An 18953-nucleotide genomic window follows, 5' to 3' on the forward strand; every position below is an offset into this window, starting at 1 on the left:
CCGGATGACCGCCAGCCCGCGTTCCAGCGACTGGACGAATTCCGGGGTCCGCGCCGCCTCCTCGCTCATCCGGCCTCCTGCCGCAGGGTCTGTTGCGCTACTTTGAACGCCCGGTTCGCCGCCGGTACGCCAGCGTAGACGCCGACCTGGAGCAGAACCTCACACACCTCCTCCGGGGTCAACCCGTTACGCAGCGCAGCGCGCACGTGCATCGCCAGCTCCTCATCGTGGTGCAGGGTGGCGACGATGGCGAGGGTGATACAGCTGCGGGTACGCCGATCCAGGCCGGGCCGGGTCCAGATCTCGCCCCAGGCGTACCGGGTGATGAAGTCCTGGAAGTCGGCGGTGAACTCGTCGGTGCCGGCGACGGCGCGATCGACGTGCGCGTCGCCCAGCACCTGCCGCCGCACCGCCATCCCGGCGTCATGGCGCTCACGGTCGTCCATCGGCTCGCCCGTCACGGTGTCTCCTCGTCGAAGTGTTCCAGGAGCATCCGGCCGATCTGCTCCGGTTGCTCCACGGTGGCCAGGTGCGCCGCCCGGTCGACCACGGCGAGCCGGGCCCCCGCGATCCGCTCGACGATCTCGTCGGCGTGTTTCACGGGCGTGGCCGGGTCGTCTGCGCCGGCGATGACCAGCGTCGGGGCCGCGATCTTGCCCAGATCGGGGCGGAGGTCCATCGCGGCGATCGCCTCGCAGCACCCGGCGTACCCGGGGGCGGGCGTGGCGGTCAGAAGGGCACGGTGCGCAGCGACCACCTCCGGCCGGGACTCGGCGAAGGGCGGGGTGAACCAGCGGGCCACCAAGGCGTCGGCGATCGCCTCCATCCCGCGCGCCCGGACCGTCGCCGCCCGCTGTCGCCACCCCTCGGCTGGACCGAGGGACGCCGACGTGCAGAGCAGCGCCAGCCGGTCGACCCGCTCGGACGCGTGCGCCGCGAGCCACATGCCCACCATGCCGCCGAGGGAGAGCCCGGCGTAGTGCGCCCGCGGCACGGCCAGGTCGTCGAGGAGGGCCAGCACCTCGCGGCCCAGCAGGTCCATCCGGTACGGACCCGCCGGCACGGCGGAGCCGCCGTGGCCCAGGTGGTCGTACCGGACAACCCGGTAGCGGGCGGCGAGCGCGGCCAGCTGGGGCGCCCACATCGCACCGGTCGTGCCGAGGGAACTGCCGAGCACGAGCACCGGCGCGTCGGCCGGGCCGTCCACGGTGGCGTGCAGCCGGGACGTCACGAGGTCTCCTTCGTCCGGTACGCGGCCAGCGCCCGGTCGACGAAGGTCCCCGCCGAGCCGAGCCAGCCGTGCGGGTCGAGTGCCTCACCGATCTCGGGCTCGCTCAGGTGCGCCCGCACGTCGGGATCGGAGTGCAGGGCGTCGCGGAACGGGGGTCGCCGCGTGGCTCGGGCGACGGCGTCGTGCGCGCCGCTGCGGCCGAGGGCGTGGGCCAGCCGGGCCGACACGGCCTCGGCCAGCACGAGGCCGCCGGTCGCGTCGAGGTTGGTCCGCATCCGGTCCGGGTCGACCTGCAACCCGTCCAGCATCCGGGCGGTACGGGCGGCCGCGCCGCCGGCCAGGTGCAGCAGGTCGAGCAGGGGCTCCCACTCGGCGTGCCAGGCGCCGGCGGCCCGCTCGTGCTCCTGCACGGCGGCGCCGAACAGGGTGGCCACCAGTTGGGGCGCCCGCCGGGACGCGGCTGTCACGAGGACCGAATCGACGGGGTTGTGCTTGTGCGGCATCGCCGACGAACCGCCCCGTCCGGCGCCGCCCTCGGTCACCTCGCCGACCTCCGTCTGGGCGAGCAGTCCGACGTCCACGGCCACCTTGCCGGTCGCCGCCAGCAGGGCGCCGAGTGCCGCGGCCAGGTCGAGCAGGGGTTGGCGGCGGGTGTGCCAGGGCAGCGGAGCGGCGGCGAGGCCCAGGTGCGCGGCGTACCGGTCGGCCACCGCCGGCCCGGCCGGTCCTAGGGCGGCAAGGGTGCCGACCGCGCCGCCCAGTTGCGCGGGCAGCGCCGCCCGGACCTGCCGAAGCCGGGCGCGGGCCCCGGTGAGGCCGACCAGCCATCCGGCGGCCTTGAGCCCGAAGGTGGTGGGCGCGGCCTGCTGGCCGAGGGTGCGGCCCACCATGACCGTGTCGCGGTGGACCTCGGCGAGCCGGGCCGCCGCCGCGACCGCGGCGTCGAGGTGACCCAGCAGCGGCCCGGCGGCGCGCACCGCCACCAGGACGAGCGCGGTGTCGAGGATGTCCTGGCTGGTCGCGCCGAGGTGCACGCAGGCCCGCGCGTCCGCCGGCACGGCCTCGGTCAGCGCCCGGACGAGCGGGACGACCGGGTTGCCGGCGTTTTCGGCGGCCCGGCCGAGCGCGGCCCGGTCGTACCGGTCGGCGTCGCACTTCGCGGCGATCGCCTCCGCCGCAGCCCGGGGGGCCAGCTCGCAGTCCGCGGCGGCCGCCGCGAGCGCGGCCTCGGCGTCGAGCATCGCCTGGAGCAGGGCCCGGTCGGTGAGCTCGGCGTCGACGCTCGCGTCGCCGGAGAGGCCGCCGAGCAGGCCGTCAGACGGCGAAGAAGACGGTCTCATGCTCCCCCTGCAGGTGGATGTCGAACCGCAGCCCGTCCGGCGCCGCGGCCGCCAGCAGCGTATGTCGGCGGTCGGGGTCGACGTTGCGCAGCACCGGGTCGGCCGCGTTGGCCGCCGCCTCGTCCGGAAAGTAGAGCCGGGTGACCACCCGGTGCAGCATGCCCCGGGCGAAGACCGACAGGTCGAGGTGCGGCGCCTCGGTGCCGCCGTCGGGGTCGGGCAGCGCTCCCGGCTTGACGGTCAGGACCGCGTACCGCCCGTCCGCGCCGGTGGAACTGCGCCCGAAGCCCCGGAAGCCGGGCACGGACGGCTTCCGGGCGCCGCGCGGATCGTCCGGGTGGTCGAAGCGCCCGTCGGGGTCCGCCTGCCAGGTCTCGACCGTCCCATCGACGACCGGAGTCCCGGCGCCGTCGAAGACCTGCCCCCGGATCCAGAACGCACCCGGCGTCCCGTCGGGGACCACGTAAGGGCCGTCGGGCCAGTGCAGGCCGATGTGCAGGTACGGCCCGACGGTCTGGGCGGGGGTCACCCCGAGTCGTTCACTCATCGTCGTCCTCGTCCTCGAAGGGGGTGCTCTCCCGACCCCGCAGCACGATGTCGAACTCGTACGCCAGGGCCCACTCCGGCTGCGTGACGGCGTGGTTGTAGCGGGCGATCAGCCGCTCCCGCGCCCTGGGATCGCGGACCGAGTTGAAGATCGGGTCCTGGAAGAAGAGCGGGTCGCCGGGGAAGTACATCTGCGTCACGAGCCGCTGGGCGAAGGCGCGGCCGAAGAGCGAGAAGTGGATGTGCGCGGGGCGCCAGGCGTTGTCGTGGTTGCGCCACGGGTAGGCGCCTGGCTGGATGGTGACGAAGCGGTAGCGCCCCTGGTCGTCGGTGAGCACCCGCCCCACCCCGTCGAAATTCGGGTCCAGCGGGGCGGGCCAGTTGTCCACGGTGTGCCGGTACCGGCCGGCGGCGTTGGCCTGCCAGATCTCCACCAGGGTCTGCGGCACCGGGCGGCCGTCGCCGTCGAGCACCCGGCCGTGCACGATGATCCGCTGCCCGAGCGGCTCCCCGTAGTGTTGGCGGGTCAGGTCGTGGTCCAGCGGGCCGAGCCGACCCTCGCCGAGCAGCGGCCCGGTGACCTCGGTCAACCGCTGCGGCAAGTAGGTCAGCGGCTGCCGTGGCGAGCGCAGCACCGTCGACTTGTAGCCGGGGCTGAGCAGGGGCGGGTGGGCCTCGACGTCGTCGCGCCGGTACTGCGGCAACAGCAGACCGCTGTCGGTCCGCCCGGCGATGTCTTGGGTCCTTGCCCTCTCCCTCAGGCTTGCGGCACGAGGGCCGGCCGCCGGCTGGCCCTGTTGCGGATGGTGGCGAGCCGGCGACTGCCGCCGCGGCGGTGCAGTTGCCGGGCAGGCGTCGAGACCTCGTTGCTCACCGGGGCGCTCCCCTCTTCGTCGCCTCCAGCGCGCGGAGCACCGTGAGCTCGTGCTCCGTCGGCGGCTCACTCGTCGTCACGCTCGAGGCGACGGCGAGGCGCCAGCCGGTGGCCGCCCGGCCCTGGTCGACGGTGACGCCGGGGTGCAGGCGGGTCAAGGTCAGTTCGCAGGTGGCCGGGTCCGGCTCCAGGACGCCCAGGTCGGTGATGACCAGGCGCGGTCCGCCACCGCACAGGCCGAGCCGTTCCCGGTCGCCAGGTCCGCTGCCGTACCCGACCGAGGTGACGAAGTCGACCCGGTCGACGAACGTACGCAGGCTCTGCCGGACGACCACCACGACCTCGCCGCACGACGCGGCGATCTCGGGCGCGCCACCGGCGCCGGGCAGCCTTACCTTCGGGTCGCGGTAGTCGCCCCCGATCACCGTCGTGTTGATGTTGCCGTACCGGTCGAGCTGCGCCGCGCCGAGGACCCCTACGTCGATCCGGCCGGGCTGCAGCCAGTAGTTGAAGATCTCGGGCACGGAGACCGTCGCGTCGGCGGTGTCGGAGAGGATCCCGTCGCCGATGGAGAGCGGGAGCCGGTCCGGCTTCGCGCCGAGGCAGCCCGACTCGTAGATGAGGACGAGGGTGGGCGCGTGGGTGGCCCGGGCAAGGTTCGCCGCCGTGCTGGGCAGGCCGATGCCGACGAAACAGGCGGCACCATCGCGCAGCTGGCGGGCCGCGGCGACGGTCATCATCTCGTCGGACGTGCACTCCGGGCTCACGGTCGCACGTCCGCCCTGAGCACGTGCTGCTCAATCCAGTCGCGGAAGGTGTCCCGGTCCCGGCTGACCGCGTCCCAACGGAGGTAGAAGTCGTTGTCGCGGACCGAGTAGCCCTGGGCGTACGAGGGGTGCGAGCCACCGGGCACCTCGGCCACCGCGGTGACCGCCCAGGTGGGCAGCACGACCTGGCCCGGTAGGGGTTCGAGGTGGTCGACCATCTCCTCGACCGTGACCAGCGACCGACGCGCCGCGAGCACGGCCTCCTTCTGCACCCCGGTGATGCCCCACATCTGCACGTTCCCCGCCCGGTCGGCCCGCTGGGCGTGCACGACGGTGACGTCGGGACGCAACGCGGGAACCGCGGTGAGCACCTCCCCGGTGAACGGGCAGGTGATCGTCTTGATGGTGCCGGTGTGCCGGGGCAGGTCGGTGCCGGTGTAGCCGCGCAGCACGCGAACGGCAGGCCGGAGGCGCCGGCCACGTACCGGTTGGCCATGCCCGCGTGGCTGTGTTCCTCCAGCTCGAGCGGCACCGGCCAGGAGTTCTGCACCGCGTCGCGGAAGCGGTGCAAAGACCCGACGCCCGGGTTGCCGCCCCAGGAAAAGACCACGCGACGAGCGCACCCCATGCCGATGAGCTGGTCGTAGATGACGTCGGGCGTCATCCGCACCAGGGTCAGGTCCTGTCGTCCCTGACGAATGATCTCGTGGCCGGCGGCGAACGGAATGAGGTGGGTGAAGCCCTCCAGGGCCACCACATCACCATCGCGGACCAGGTCCGCCACGCCCTTGGCCAGCGAGACAAGCTTCGCCATGAGCCTCCCGCCTCCCGGGAACCACTCCACATTGTCCCCGGCTGTTCGTCATGCGTACGGCCGTCCTTATCCCGAACGTACGATCCTGGGCAGCGATCCGTCAATGCCACCCTTGCCGCGACCTGACAAAGGTAATACCATTAGCCGACGCCCGACTGGGTAGGACGTAGCCCCCAGCACGGTCGGGCTGCGGAACTGACGAGCCGCCTGGCTGGATCGGTGTGACTGATCCGAGCGGGTCGGTGCCCGCTGGAGCAGGCACCATCAGCGAGAACCGGAGGACCAATGGGCAAGAGCGGGCGCGTGTTCGTACGGGGTTTGACATCGCAGACCTACGGGCTCAACGAGTTCCGGCGCCGGCAGCTGGAGGTCGACCGCGTACGCGACGACAGCGTCGTCGTCGACGACGCGAAGGTCGCACACTCGGGTGACAGCGCGAAGAGCCGGACCTGGTGGCGCATCGGCCCGGGTGACGAGGACTTCCTCACCCAGACGATTCAGGTGCACTTCGTCGAACTGCCTGCGGAATCCTCGAACCACGGGCACGGCCACCAGAACGAGGCGGCGTTCTACATCCTCGAGGGGCGCGGGTACGAGATCCACGACGACCAGCGCTACGACTGGAACAAGGACGACCTGGTCTTCGTGCACACCGACTCGGTGCACCGGCACTTCAACCCGTACTCCGAGCGCGCGGTCGCGCTCGTCGTGAAGGCGAAGTGCACCTGGATGTTCATGGGCCTCATCCAGCAGGGCCGCTCCGGCCCGGTCGAGGACGAGGAACGTTTCGGCCCGCGCGAGGACTGGTCGCGGATCTGGACCCCGGGTGTCCTGGAGCGCAAGAAGGTGATCTCCCCGGCCGACACGACGTGGGAGGACACTCCACTCGGGCGGGTCCGGGTCATGTCCTCGCCGGAGCGCACCGACGCGCGCATCTTCAGCGTCGACGCCTTCGAGCTCGACATTCCCGCCGGCGGCCACAGCGGCAAGTACTGGAAGATGGCCGACGAGGTGTACTACGTGCTCGACGGCGAGGGCTACGCGCTGCAGTGGGAGGTCGAGGCGGAGATCGCCGAGAAGTACTACGCCCGCATCGCGCTGGAGCCCGAGCGGTACGAGATCAAGCAGGGCGACACGCTCTACGTCCCGCAGAATCACGTGTGCCAGATCTTCGCGGCGGACGGTACGCCGCTGCGGCTCTTCAACGCCCAGAACCGCGTCTTCAAGCACCTCGGGTACGACACGGTGCACTACTTCGAGCCGGCCTCCGAGCGGACCCCGGATGCCGACCAGCTGAGCACCGCCTCCGTCTGACCACACCCCGTGTGGTCCGTACCGACCTTGCGGCGCCCCCCGCGCGACATCGTCGCGTCCGCGGGGGGCGCCGCGGTCTTCTCCTGCTCGCTTGGCATCGCCTCGGTTGCGCTGCCGCTGCTGGCGCTGCGCTCCGGCTACTCGGCCGTCGAGGTCGGCGTGCTCACCGCCATCTCGGCGATCGCCCAGATGGCCACCCGGCTCGTGCTCGGCGCAGCGATGCGGCTGGTCGGTGACTGGGTCCTCGTCGTGGCCGCGGCCGCCACCCTGTGCCTCTCGAACGGACTCGTGGTCGCGTCGGCCGCGCTCGTCCCGTTCGCCGTCGCGGAGATGCTTCAGGGCATCGCCCGGGCCTGCTTCTGGACGGGCAGCCAGACCCACGTGGTGCGGGGTGACAGCCCAGCCGTCGGTGCCCTCGCCACGATCAACTTCGGCTCCAGCCTGGGGCTGCTCGCCGGGCCCGTCCTCGCCGGTGTGCTCGTGGAGCATTCCCCGCGCACGGCGCTGGCGGCCGGCGCCGCCATCGCCGGGATCGCCACGCTGCCCGCGCTGGCGCTCGACCGCCTACCGCCGTTCCGCCCGCCGCCCGAGCGGACCCCGGGACAGATCTGGCGCCGACCCGGTGTGGACGTCGGGTGCTGGGCCGGCGTCAGCGCGGGCGCCTGGCGGGGACTGCTCTCCAGTTACATGCCGGTGATGCTGGACGCTGCCTGCCAGTCCGCCGCCACGATCGGCGTCCTCGTGTCGGTCGCCAACGGCGCATCAGTGGTCGGCTCAGTCCTCGTCGGGCGGGTCCGCGATCGCTGGATGGTGCGTTCCTTCCTGCTGGGCAGCCTCGCCACCGGAGCGGCGATCGGCCTCGTGGCGCCGGTGGCGGGGACGTGGTGGGCCGCAGCAGCGCTGCTGGCGGTGTCCGGGCTGGGCGCGGGCGCGCTGCAAACCGTCGGTCCCGCCCTGGCCACCGACTCGGTGCATCCGGACGAGCGCGCGATCGCGGCCGCCGGGACGTTTCGGGCGGCCGCGTTGTTCGCCGCCCCGCTGGCGGTGGCCGGCGCGGTCGCGCTCATCCCGGTCGGCGTCGCCATGGGGTTGGCCGGAGCACTCATCGCCGCCACCGCAGCCCTCGTTCACCGCTCCCCCGCCCTGTCCGGCACCGGAGGCCCACCATGAGGAAGTCGTTGTCGTCCACCTCCACCCGAACCTTTCTGCTCTGGCCCCTCGTGGTCGGGGTCGAGCAGGCCGTGAGCCGTCGGCGGGTCGGCGTTGCGGGCCTGCCCCTGATGGCGGCCGGTTACGCCGCCTACCGGCTCGCCGGCGCGTACCGGCTGCCACGGGCGGGTGGGCCGCCCGGCATGTCGCAGGGGATGCCCGAGCGCCTCGTCGAGGACGGCCCCTACCGCTGGACGCGCAACCCGATGTACGCCGGCCACCTGCTCTTCCTGTCCGGGCTCGCCCTCTCGACCCGGTCGCCGCTGGCGACGGGCCTGCTCGGCTGGCACGTGCGGTGGTTCGCCGACCGGGTGCGCAGGGACGAGCAGCGGCTGCACGAGCGGTTCGGCGCGGCGTACGACGAGTACCGCGCACGCACGCCCCGGTGGATTCCCGGGCCGAGGACGGGAAGCCGTAGCGCCGAGCAGTAGGTGGTCTTGTGCAAGCCACGCCGAGCTGACAGAGTACAGCCAATGGTCAGTCCATTGGAGGTATAGCTCGTGACGACCCGAACGACGACAGGCGTCAGTCACTACCACGTCCAGAAGACCCGCCGCGCCAAGTTCCTCGAGGACTGGCGGCAGAACCACCGGGACGTCGTCACCGCCGACAGCGTGGTCATGCACGACAGCGAGCGCGGCAGCCGCGTCGGCGTCTACGTCGGCGTGGACGGCGACCGTCCCACCCGCACGATGGACGCCCTGGTGCACGAGTTCGACCCGGGCACGACCACCACGATCCACCGCCACTCGTGGGACGCGATGGTCCTGGTCGTCGCCGGATGGGGCTGGACCGAGATCGACGGCGAGCAGATCGAGTGGGGCCCCGGCGATTCGCTGCACATCCCCGCCTGGGCCTGGCACCGCTCCGGCAACGACGGCACCACCACCGCGCGCTACCTGACGTTCTCCAGCGAGCCGATGCTCGACACCATGGGCATGTCCGTTCTGGACGACGCCGGCCACACCCCCTTCACCGAGCTGCCCCGGCGCCCCAACTACACTTCTCAACTGCCCGGGGACGACCCGTACGCGCGCCGGGTGCGCCGACTCGGCCGCGAACAGCAGACCCGGCGGGCAGGCCGCCTGCACACCAGCTGGGACGACCTGGAGCTGATCAACACCCCGCGGGGAACCCGGACCACCTTCCTCCTCGACCGCGCGATCGGCTACCAGGCATCCGGCATCACGATGGCCATGTTCGAGATCGGACCGGGCCGCGGGCAGTCGATGCACCGGCATCCCGGCGAGGCGTGGCTGTACGTCCTGGACGGGTCCGGCCACACCTACCTGGGCACGGAGCCCGAGGGCGGCACCGAGCACCCGTGGAAGAAGGGTGATCTGATCATCGTCGACCACTTCCTCTGGCACCAGCACTTCAACGACGACCCGGAGAAGACCGCGAAGGTCGTCCGGATCCACATGTTCGACAGCCTGCTCGAGACGATGCGGGCGCTCTGCGACCCACTGGTGCTCTTCGAGGAGCCGCCGACCCACATCCGGGACCGACAGGCCGGCGACCCGCTCACCATCCAGTGGCCGGCGCTCGAACGCCCCACCTGGCCCTGACCGGGAGACGGAATGGCCGACGTACGCCTGCCGCCGGGAATCACGGGCATCCACGTCCTGCCGGCCGATCACCACGACGGGCCCTGGGAATCGATCATCGTGCCGCCCGGTACGAAGGAACGACTGCTCGGCACGGCGGTCCTCGTGCTCCAGCACGGCCGGGCGCTGCGATCGCTCTCCGGCCCACCACACGGCCTGATCGTGCTCTCCGGTCCACCCGGCACCGGCAAGACCACCCTGTGTCAGGGGCTGGCCCAGGCCGCCGCGATGCAGGTCGCCCGCCGAGGCGCGACGACGTTCGTCGAGCTCGACCCGCACTCCTTCCCGAGCGAGATGCTCGGCGAAAGCCAGCGGGCCGTGCGCCGACTCTTCACCGAGACACTGCCCGAACTCGCGGCCCGCCGCCCGCACACCGTCGTGCTGGTCGACGAGGTGGAGGCTCTCGCCGTACGGCGCAGCGCCGCCTCCTTCGAGACCAACCCGGTGGACGTGCACCGCGCCACCGACGCCGTGCTGGCCGGCCTCGACGCGCTCCGGGCGACCTGCCCCCACGTGCTCCTGCTGGCGACGACGAACTTCACCGCCGCGGTGGACGAGGCCTTCCTGTCGCGGGCCGACCTCGTGCTGGAACTCGACCTGCCGGACGAGGAGGTGCTCGCCCGGATCATCGGCTCGTCGCTGGCCGAACTCGCCGCGCTTTGGCCCCCGTTAAGACACCTCGCCGAGGACACCGCCCTGCACGCCAAGCTGGCCGGCCGCTGCGCCGGATTCGACGGCCGGCACGCCCGCAAGGTCGTGCTCGCCTCGGTGGCCCAGCGCCCGGAGCTGGCCGCGGACCCCGCGCGACTCACGGCGGAGGACCTCTTTTGCGCCGTGGAGCGGGCGGCGGTAACGACCACGGTGGAGAGCCGACGGTGACCGCGACAGCGGACCGCGGGCTGGGGCGGGCGGGTCAAGCGGTGGAGCGCCCGGGCGGGCTGCCGCCACAGGCGGGTGCCGCCGAGTGGGGCAGCGACGTCGTCGTCGACGTGCTCCACGCGCTCGATGTGCCGTACCTGCCGATGAATCCGGGCTCCTCGTTCCGCGGGCTGCACGACTCCGTGGTCAACTACGGCGGCAACCGGACCCCCCAGTTCCTGCTCTGCCTGCACGAGGAGATCGCCGTGGCGGTCGCGCACGGCTGGGCGAAGGCGACCGGGCGGCTGGGGGTCGCCGCGCTGCACGACCTGGTCGGCCTCATGCACGGGTCCATGGCCGCGTACAACGCCTGGTGCGACCGGACGCCCCTGCTGCTGCTCGGTGGAAGCGGACCGGCCGACCCGACTCTGCGCCGGCCGGTGGACTGGATCCACTCCGCCACGACGCAGGCCCAGCTCGTACGTGACTTCGTCGTCTGGGACGCCGAGCCGATGACCGCCACCGCGTTCGCGGCCGACGTCGTACGGGCCCGCCAGCGGGCGCTGTCGGCACCGCGCGGACCGGCGTACGTCTCGCTGGACGCCGGCGTACAGGAGCAACGGCTCGACAGGCCGGTGCCGGTGCCCGACCTCCAGCGGCACGCTCCCGCCCCCGCCTTCGCGCCCGACCCGGCGGCGCTGGCGCAGGCGGCGGACGTCCTGGCGCGCGCCCGGCGGCCGCTGGTGGTGGCCGGGCGGATCGCCCTCGACCCCGCGGCCACCGCTCCCCTCGCCGCGCTGGTCGAACTGCTGGGAGCGGCCTACCACGACGACCGGAACATGACGGCGCTGCCCACCGGCCATCGGCAGAACTGCACCGGAGACCGGAGCGTCCTGGCCGAGGCGGACGTCGTGCTCGCCGTGGACGTCGTCGACCTGGCCGCCCTGCTGCGTCCGACGGGGCGCGGGGCTCGCGGGGCGGCCGGGGACGTCCAGGGCACCGGGCCGGTGGTCGTCGACCTGTCGCACGGCGACCTCGGGCTGCGGTCCTGGAGCAACGCCTTCGCCACTCCGGTACCGCGGGACGTGCAGCTGCTGGGCGACCCGCTGCTCGGGCTGCGGCTGCTGCACGACGCCCTCGTCGAACGGGTCGACCCGGCGAGGGCGGCGGACCGACGCAAGGATGCCACGGCCCGCGCCACGCGGGTGCGGCAGCGGCAGCGCGAGCAGGTCGCCGCCCGCTGGGCCGACCGCCGGATCTCGCCGGCCCGGCTGGTCGGCGAGACGTGGCAGGCGGTCCGCGAGGTGGACCACCTGCTCTGCCTGCGCAACACCAGAACCTGGCCGGAGGGGTTGTGGCAGCTGCCGGGCGCCGGCTCCTACCTCGGCCACTCCGGTGGCGGCGGGGTCGGGTACGGGCCGGCGGCCTTCGTCGGCGGCGCCCTCGCCGCGCGGGACCGCGGCCAACTCGGGGTCGGCATCATCGGGGACGGGGACCTGCTGATGGCCTCCGGCGCGCTGTGGACCGCCGCACACTACCGGGTGCCCGGCCTGCTCGTGGTCAACGACAACAGTTCCTTCTACAACGACGAGCCGCACCAGGCCGAGGTGGCGCGCCAGCGCGGCCGTCCGGTCGAGAACAGTTGGATCGGCATGCGGATCGCCGACCCGGCCGTGGACATCAGTGCGCTCGCCCGGTCGTACGGGTGCTGGGCCACCGGGCCGGTCGAGGATCCGGACGAACTGGGGCCGGCCCTGCGGCGCGGGCTACTCGCGGCGCAGGAGGGCGCGATGGCGATCGTCCATGCGCGAGTCGCGCCCCGATGAACGAGCAGAACAAGGCGGCAATATGAGCACCCAGGTGACAGAGCGGGACGGCGCTCGGCCGACGCCCGTGCCGCACCGGCTGATGCACATCGGCGGCGCGTGGGTCGACGCGGCGGCGGGCGGACGCATCGACGCGGTGGACCCGACCAGCGAGGACGTCATCGCGACGGTCCCCGACGGCGACGAACGGGACGTGACCCCCGCCGTCGCCGCCGCCCGGGCCGCGGCGGCGGACTGGCGTGACCTCGGGTGGGCCCGGCGGGCCGCCCTGCTGCGGGAACTCGCGGCGCGGATCGAGGCCGAGGCGGAGCACCTGGCCCGGCTCGACGTACGCGACGGTGGGCTGCCCCTGGCAGGAATGCTCAGCGACGTGTCGGGGGCGGTCGCCGAGATCCTCTACTACGCGGGCATCGCCCCGCAGACGAACGGCAGCACCGCACCACCCAGCCGCGACACCCTCTCGTACACCGTCCGCGAGCCGTACGGCGTGGTGGCCCGCATCGTGCCGTTCAACCACCCGTTCAAGTTCGCCGCCGGCAAGGTGGCCGCGCCACTGGCCGCCGGCAACACCGTCGTCCTCAAGCCGGGCGCGCAGACTTCGCTCTCCGCCCTCGAGTTCGCCCGGATCGCCGCGGACGTGCTCCCGCCCGGCGTGCTCAACGTCGTCACCGGCCGCGGCGTGACCGCCGGCGCCGCCCTCGTGGCCCATCCTGAGATGCACCGCGTCGCCTTCACCGGGTCCGTCCCCTCCGGACGCGCGGTGCTCCGCCTGGCGGCGGAGGCCGTGAAGCATGTCAGCCTCGAACTGGGCGGCAAGAACCCGATCATCGTCTTCCCCGACGTGGACGTGGCACAGGCCGCCAGGGCGGCGGTCGCCGGCATGAACATCGCCCGCTGCACCGGCCAGTCCTGCGGCTCGACCTCCCGGCTCTTCGTTCACGCCGACATCGCGGACCGGTTCCTGGACGCGCTGGTCGCGCGCCTGTCGGCGCTGCGCATCGGCGACCCGATGGACCCGGACCCCGAGGTGGGGCCGCTGGCGTTCCGGGGACACCACGAGCGGGTCCTCGGCTACCTCGAGACGGCGCGGCGGGAGGGGACGACCGTCGCCCACGGCGGCGGCCGGCCCGACGGCCTGGCGCGCGGTTTCTTCGTCGAGCCCACGGTGCTGACCGACCTCGACGACGGCATGACGGTGGTCCGCGAGGAGATCTTCGGCCCGGTGATGTCGGTGCTCACCTGGCGTGACGTGGACGAGGTGGTACGCCGCGCCAACGCCACGCCGCTCGGCCTCACCGCCAACGTGTGGACCCGGGACGTCACGGCCGCACACCGGACGGCCGCCGCACTGGAGGCCGGGTACGTCTACGTAAACGGCACCGGCCGACGCCCCACCGGCACCCCGTTCGGCGGCTGGAAGAGCAGCGGCCTGGGCAAGGAAAACTCCCTGGAGGAGCTGGTCTCCTACACCCGGGAGAAGACCGTGACGGTGACCCTGTGGTGACCGGGACGCGGCCGGAAGGGCCGGACGAGGAACTCCTGGAACCGGGTCGCACCGCCCTCGTCGTCTTCGACCTGCTCGAGCACTACCGGCCGGCGGCAGAGGCGGCGGGCGTGATCGGTCCGGTGCCTCGGCTGGTGGACGGCTGCCGGTCGCGCGGCGCGATGGTCGCGTGGGCGCGGGCCGACCACCGGGCCGACGGGGCCGACTTCGCCCGCACGCTCACCGACGTCGACAACCAGCACCGCCCGTTCGGGGCGGACAACCCGAGGCCGACGCGCCCACCGCCCGGCTCGGGCTCTCCGATGTACCGGACCCTCGCGGAGCTCGGGCAACGTGCGGAGGACTACGACGTACCGAAACACCGATGGTCGGCCTTCCACGGCACGCACCTGGACACCTCGCTGCGGGCTCGTCGTGTCGACACCGTCCTCGTCGTCGGAGGCTCCACCCACGTCGGCGTCGCGTCGACCGTCTACGCGGCCCGCGACCTGGACTACCAGATCGTGGTGGTCCGGGACGGGCTCACCGGCCGCCAGCCGCAACGCGACTTCTTCGCCGAGCATGTCTTCCCACGGGTGTGCCGAGTGCGCACCGTCGACCAGGTACTGGCGGCGATGGACCGCAGCCGGCCGCCACGAAGGGAGGCGGGACAATGACCAACTTCGCCCCGTACGAGGAACCCGTCTGGGGCTCCGACGTCATGGTCGACGTCCTGCGCCGGCTCGGGCTCAAACACGTGGCCCTCAATCCCGGCTCGTCGTTCCGCGGGCTGCACGACTCCCTGGTCAACTACGGCGGCGACGAGATCATGATGATCGAGTGCCCGCACGAGAAGATCGCCATGGGCGTGGCGCACGGCTACGCGAAGGCGACCGGCGAGCCGATGGCGGTGATCCTGCACGACCTGGTCGGGCTCCTGCACGGCACCATGGGCGTGTACTACGCCTACATCGACCGCACGCCCGTCCTCGTCCTCGGCGGCTCCGGCCCGGCCGACCACGCCCGGCGGCGGCCGAACATCGACTGGACCCACTCGGCCAACGTGCAGGGCGAGGCGGTGCGCGCCTACACCAAGTGGGACCACGAACCCCGGTCGCTCGCATCCGTGCCCACCGTCCTGGCGCGAGCCCACCGGATCGCCAGGGAGGAGCCGCGAGGCCCGGTCTACGTCGCGCTCGACGCCGGCCTACAGGAGGACCAGGTCCCAGAACCGTTACCCCTGGACGACCTGCACCGACTCGCGGCGGTGCCCTCGCCCCTCGGCCCGGACCCCCAGGCGCTGCGGGCGCTCGCCGAACGGCTCTGCGCGGCGCGGCGACCCGTGATGGTGCTCGGCTATCCGGGCCGCCACCCCGGCTCCTTCGACGTGCTCGTGCGGCTCGCCGAGGAGGTCGGCATCGGTGCGATCGAGACGCACTGGCGGTTGAACTTCCCGAACCGCCACGACCTCAACGTCACCGGCTCCGAGGCGCTCGAACGCGCCAACTGCCTTCTCTTCGTCGACGTGAAGGACATGGGCAAGGCGACCCAGCGGCTGGAGTCCACCACCCGGCGGATCACCTCGCGTCTCGCCGCCGGCTGCACCGTCCTGGACCTCGGCTTCAACGACGTCGGGATCTCCTCGTGGAGCGAGGACTACGCCGAGCTGGTGCCGACCGATTTGCAGGTGACCGCCGACACGACGATAGCGCTGCCCCTGTTGCTCGACGAGTGCCGGCGCATCCTCGACGGTGACTCGCCGGAGCGGCGGGCCGAGCGGACGGACTGGCGCGAGGAGCTGACCGGGATGCACCGCTCCACCTGGAACGGGTGGCGACGCAGGGCCGACGAGCTGGCCGACCGCTCGCCGGTGTCGACGTCCCGGCTGACCGCCGAGTTGTGGGAGGTCATCCGCGACCACGACTGGGTGCTCACCGCGGGCACCGCCGCCGAGTGGGCACTGCGGACCTGGGACTTCGACCGGGCGTACCGGCACCCGGGGCGCCAACTGGGCACGGCCACCCAGATCGGCATCTCGCTGGGCGTCGCGCTCGCCCACAAGGGCACCGGCCGGCTCGTGGTGGATCTGCAGCCCGACGGCGACCTGATGTTCGACGTCGGAGCACTGTGGGTGGCGAGCCGCTACGAGCTGCCGCTGCTCGTGGTCATGTTCAACAACCGCGCCTACTACAACGACTGGGAACACCAGGAACGGCTGGCGCGGCAGCGCGGCACCCCGATGGAGCGGGCGAGCATCGGGATGGCGATCGACGGACCGGCCCCCGATTTCGCCACCGTCGCGCGGGGCTTCGGCTGGTGGGCCGAGGGCCCGGTGACCGACCCGGCAGGGGTCCGGGACGCCGTACGGAGGGCCGCCGACCACGTGCTCGGCACCGGGAGGCCGGCCCTCGTGGACGTGGTCTGCCAGCCCAAGTGAACGGGCGCCGGACCGAACCGGTCCGGCGCCCACTCCACCGTCGGTGCAACCCGGCGTGCCTGACGTCAGCCGCTCTCCGTCGCCGGTTGTGGGGCCGGGACCTCCGGCGTCGACCTCGCCGGGTGGTCGTCGACCTGCTCGTCGGCCGGAACCTCGGGCGTCGGCCCAGCTGCGTGATCGTCGACCTCCTCGGCCGGCACCACGCCGCTGTAGGAGCGCACGACGTTCTCCCGCCACCAGAACGAGCCGGCGACGACGATCGGGCCGAACGCCCCGACGGTGAGGGCCACCACTGGTCCGACGAGACCGGCGAAGGCCCCGACGACCACGTCGCCGATCGCCGGCCCACCCCGCGAGGACATCTGGTAGAAGGCCGTCACCCGGCCACGCAGCTCGTCCGGCGTGTCGATCTGCACGGCGGCGTGCCGGATGGTGGTGGCCATGGCGTCGAACGCCCCCAGGAGCCCGGCGGCCAGCACCGCGAGGACGAACACCGGCGAGTGCGCCAGCAGCAGAGCCGCGACGCCGTACAGCGCGGTGGAGACCAGCAGCACCCGGCCCTGCCGCTGACTGCGCTGCACCGTGCGGAAGACCGAATAGGTGGCGAGCAGCGCGCCGGCGGACGGGGCGGCCGACAGGACGCCGTACCCGGTGGCACCCACGTGCAGGACGTCGACGGCGAGCGCCGGTAGGAGCACCCGGTAGGCGCTGAACACGGTGGCCGACAGGTCCAGTGCCATGAGGTTGTAAATCAGCGGGCGGTGGCCGATGTACCGGGCCCCCTCCACGATCGAGCCGAACACGGATCGCCGCTTGGCCGACGCCTGCAGCGCCGGTGTGCGCAGCACCGCGAGGACGGCCACCAGCAGGCCGTACGACGCCGCGTCGACGACGTACATCAGGCCCGGGCCGGCGACCGCGATCAGCACACCGGCCATCAGGGGGCCGACCAGGATCGCCAGTTCCCGCGAGGGATTGAGCAGCGCGATCGCCTGCGCGATCTGGCGCTTGGGTACCAGCGCGGGGATGAGCGCCTGCCGGGCCGGCTGGTCGAAGGTCGCCGCCGCCGTGGTGAGGACCACGGAGAGGACCACGTGCCACGCCTGAGCCCGGTCCGTCAGCGTCAGCCACGCGAGGGCCGCGGCCACGAGCAACGCGACGGCCTGGGCGGTCTGCAGCAGACGGCGGCGGTCGACGCGGTCGGCCAGCGCCCCACCGAGCGGGCTGAGCACGAGCAGGGCCAGCGCCTGCGCCGCCCCGACCAGTCCGGTGTACGCGATCGAGTCGGTGAGTTGGTAGACCTGGTAGAAGTTGGCCGCGACGGTGCCGCGGGTGCCGATCTGGGAGAGGACGACTCCAGCCCAGTAGAGGTTGAAGTCGCGGTTGCGCAGGACGTCGGGCACATTCATGCCGTCCTGCCGTCCGTTCGCGACTGCGGGGCTCGCAAACCCGGCTCACTCCTCGTGCTCACGTGCACCTCAGTCGACCGGTACCAGTGCCAGCTTGCTGGGGTCCATCCGCAGGTACACCTCGGTCCCCTGCTCGATCGAGACCGAGGGGTTCCCGCGCGCGCGGATCTCGTGCCGGCCCATCGCGACGACGTGGTCGACGGCCTCCCCGAGGAACGCGCGGGTCAGCACCTTGCCCGTCCACTCGTTCGGCACCTCGCCCGCTCGGGACGCCGTGCTGACCTCGACCGCCTCGGGCCGGATCGAGACGACCACGTCGGTACCGACCGGAATCGACGCGGCGGAGTCGAGCACGAGCGGGCCGTCGGCTGTGTCGACCACGTAGCGGTCGTTCTCGCGCTGACTCACGGTGCCTGCGATGAAGTTGGAGGTGCCGATGAACTCGGCGACGAACCGGCAGTTGGGGTTCTCGTAGATTTCCCGCGGGCGCCCGAGCTGCACCACGTTGCCGCCCCTCATCACCGCGATCGAGGTACTGAGGACCAACGCCTCCACCTGGTCGTGCGTGACGTACACGGAGGTGATCCCGAGTTCCCGCTGCAGCCGCTTGAGCTCGTACCGCAGGGATTCCCGCAGCTTGGCGTCGAGGTTGGACAGCGGCTCGTCCAGCAGCAGCAGCGGGGGCTCGATGACCAGGGCGCGGGCGAGGGCGAGCCGCTGCTGCTGCCCGCCGGAGAGCTTGGTCGCCTGGCGATCGGCGAGGTCGGCCAGTTCCATCGTCTGGAGCACCCGCATGACCCGCTCGGCGATCTCCTTCTTGCCGGGCCGGTCCGCGCGCTTTCTCACCTGCAGCGGGAAGGCGACGTTGTTGAAGACCGACATGTGCGGCCAGATGGCGTAGGACTGGAAGACCATGCCCAGGCCCCGTTCATTCGCGGGGACGTTCACCGTCTTTGCGCCCGAGCCGTCGGCGAAGAGAACCCGTCCGCCGACCTCGATTGTCCCGGAGTCGGGCCGTTCGAGGCCGGCGACGGAGCGCAGGGTGGTCGTCTTCCCGCAGCCCGACGGCCCGAGCAGGGTGAACAGGGAGCCGTCCTCGACGTCGAAGCTGATCTCGTTGACGGCGAAGACCCGGGCCGATTCGGCACCCGCGGCTCGCGACCGTCGCCGCCGTTCTCCGTCGAAGGTCTTCACAAGGTTCTTGACACAGAGCACTTTGCCCTCCTGGCAGCGGCGGT

At 72.5% G+C, this 18953-nt stretch carries 18 protein-coding genes and 1 pseudogene; 9 read left to right on the top strand and 10 right to left on the bottom strand.

The window, feature by feature from the left end; all coding sequences use genetic code 11:
• Window positions 1-65: 65 nt before the first annotated feature.
• The 8 genes and pseudogenes from pcaC to AB0F68_RS23800 all read right to left on the bottom strand — a co-directional run.
• Complete coding sequence (gene pcaC, locus AB0F68_RS23765) at window positions 66-446, bottom strand: 4-carboxymuconolactone decarboxylase (RefSeq protein WP_357341976.1); 381 nt, start codon at window positions 444-446, stop codon at window positions 66-68.
• A gap of 11 nt (window positions 447-457) precedes the next feature.
• On the bottom strand, window positions 458-1231 hold the full coding sequence (gene pcaD / locus AB0F68_RS23770; protein WP_357341802.1) for a 3-oxoadipate enol-lactonase: 774 nt from the start codon (window positions 1229-1231) through the stop codon (window positions 458-460).
• Window positions 1228-2571 carry a 3-carboxy-cis,cis-muconate cycloisomerase gene (gene pcaB / locus AB0F68_RS23775; RefSeq protein ID WP_357341804.1) on the bottom strand — a complete coding sequence of 448 codons (1344 nt, stop codon included), beginning with the start codon at window positions 2569-2571 and terminating at the stop codon, window positions 1228-1230. The genes pcaD and pcaB overlap by 4 nt, the downstream gene beginning before the upstream one ends.
• Window positions 2546-3118: a protocatechuate 3,4-dioxygenase subunit alpha gene (gene pcaG / locus AB0F68_RS23780; RefSeq protein ID WP_357341806.1), complete on the bottom strand. Its 573-nt coding sequence runs from the start codon at window positions 3116-3118 to the stop codon at window positions 2546-2548. The genes pcaB and pcaG overlap by 26 nt, the downstream gene beginning before the upstream one ends.
• Window positions 3111-3827, bottom strand: a complete 717-nt coding sequence (gene pcaH, locus AB0F68_RS23785) for a protocatechuate 3,4-dioxygenase subunit beta (RefSeq protein ID WP_357341981.1) — start codon at window positions 3825-3827, stop codon at window positions 3111-3113. Before pcaH ends, pcaG begins: the two co-directional genes overlap by 8 nt.
• A 160-nt stretch (window positions 3828-3987) precedes the next feature.
• Complete coding sequence (locus AB0F68_RS23790) at window positions 3988-4731, bottom strand: CoA-transferase (RefSeq protein WP_357341983.1); 744 nt, start codon at window positions 4729-4731, stop codon at window positions 3988-3990.
• A gap of 23 nt (window positions 4732-4754) precedes the next feature.
• Window positions 4755-5210, bottom strand: coding sequence for a CoA-transferase (locus AB0F68_RS23795; RefSeq protein ID WP_357341808.1), 456 nt, complete (start codon window positions 5208-5210; stop codon window positions 4755-4757).
• Between the two features lie 44 nt (window positions 5211-5254).
• Window positions 5255-5572: pseudogene (locus tag AB0F68_RS23800) on the bottom strand (CoA transferase subunit A); the annotation flags it as partial.
• Window positions 5573-5890: 318 nt separating this feature from the next.
• On the opposite strand from AB0F68_RS23800, the gene AB0F68_RS23805 reads away from it, so the two are divergent.
• From AB0F68_RS23805 to AB0F68_RS23845, 9 genes are all read left to right on the top strand, one after another.
• Window positions 5891-6886, top strand: coding sequence for a cupin domain-containing protein (locus AB0F68_RS23805; protein ID WP_357341810.1), 996 nt, complete (start codon window positions 5891-5893; stop codon window positions 6884-6886).
• Between the two features lie 27 nt (window positions 6887-6913).
• The gene (locus tag AB0F68_RS23810) at window positions 6914-8056 is read left to right on the top strand and encodes an MFS transporter (protein WP_357341812.1); all 1143 of its coding nucleotides are present in this window, start codon (window positions 6914-6916) and stop codon (window positions 8054-8056) included.
• The gene (locus tag AB0F68_RS23815; protein ID WP_357341814.1) at window positions 8053-8526 is read left to right on the top strand and encodes an isoprenylcysteine carboxylmethyltransferase family protein; all 474 of its coding nucleotides are present in this window, start codon (window positions 8053-8055) and stop codon (window positions 8524-8526) included. The genes AB0F68_RS23810 and AB0F68_RS23815 overlap by 4 nt, the downstream gene beginning before the upstream one ends.
• Window positions 8527-8595: 69 nt before the next feature.
• Complete coding sequence (locus AB0F68_RS23820; RefSeq protein ID WP_357341816.1) at window positions 8596-9663, top strand: cupin domain-containing protein; 1068 nt, start codon at window positions 8596-8598, stop codon at window positions 9661-9663.
• 12 nt (window positions 9664-9675) lie between these two features.
• Window positions 9676-10581 carry an AAA family ATPase gene (locus AB0F68_RS23825; protein WP_357341819.1) on the top strand — a complete coding sequence of 302 codons (906 nt, stop codon included), beginning with the start codon at window positions 9676-9678 and terminating at the stop codon, window positions 10579-10581.
• Complete coding sequence (locus AB0F68_RS23830; RefSeq protein ID WP_357341820.1) at window positions 10578-12386, top strand: thiamine pyrophosphate-binding protein; 1809 nt, start codon at window positions 10578-10580, stop codon at window positions 12384-12386. Before AB0F68_RS23825 ends, AB0F68_RS23830 begins: the two co-directional genes overlap by 4 nt.
• A gap of 22 nt (window positions 12387-12408) precedes the next feature.
• Complete coding sequence (locus tag AB0F68_RS23835) at window positions 12409-13890, top strand: aldehyde dehydrogenase family protein (protein ID WP_357341822.1); 1482 nt, start codon at window positions 12409-12411, stop codon at window positions 13888-13890.
• Window positions 13887-14546, top strand: coding sequence for an isochorismatase family protein (locus tag AB0F68_RS23840; RefSeq protein ID WP_357341824.1), 660 nt, complete (start codon window positions 13887-13889; stop codon window positions 14544-14546). The genes AB0F68_RS23835 and AB0F68_RS23840 overlap by 4 nt, the downstream gene beginning before the upstream one ends.
• On the top strand, window positions 14543-16306 hold the full coding sequence (locus AB0F68_RS23845) for a thiamine pyrophosphate-binding protein (protein WP_357341836.1): 1764 nt from the start codon (window positions 14543-14545) through the stop codon (window positions 16304-16306). The genes AB0F68_RS23840 and AB0F68_RS23845 overlap by 4 nt, the downstream gene beginning before the upstream one ends.
• 65 nt (window positions 16307-16371) lie before the next feature.
• Here AB0F68_RS23845 and AB0F68_RS23850 read toward each other — a convergent pair whose 3' ends face one another.
• Together AB0F68_RS23850 and AB0F68_RS23855 are read right to left on the bottom strand one after the other, a co-directional pair.
• A complete protein-coding gene (locus tag AB0F68_RS23850) occupies window positions 16372-17715 on the bottom strand; it encodes an MFS transporter (RefSeq protein WP_357341838.1) in 1344 nt (447 codons plus the stop codon).
• Between the two features lie 69 nt (window positions 17716-17784).
• Window positions 17785-18930, bottom strand: a complete 1146-nt coding sequence (locus AB0F68_RS23855) for an ABC transporter ATP-binding protein (RefSeq protein WP_357341839.1) — start codon at window positions 18928-18930, stop codon at window positions 17785-17787.
• Window positions 18931-18953: the final 23 nt, after the last annotated feature.

The sequence above is a fragment of the Micromonospora sp. NPDC023966 genome (genome assembly GCF_040639095.1).
Taxonomy (GTDB): domain Bacteria; phylum Actinomycetota; class Actinomycetes; order Mycobacteriales; family Micromonosporaceae; genus Micromonospora.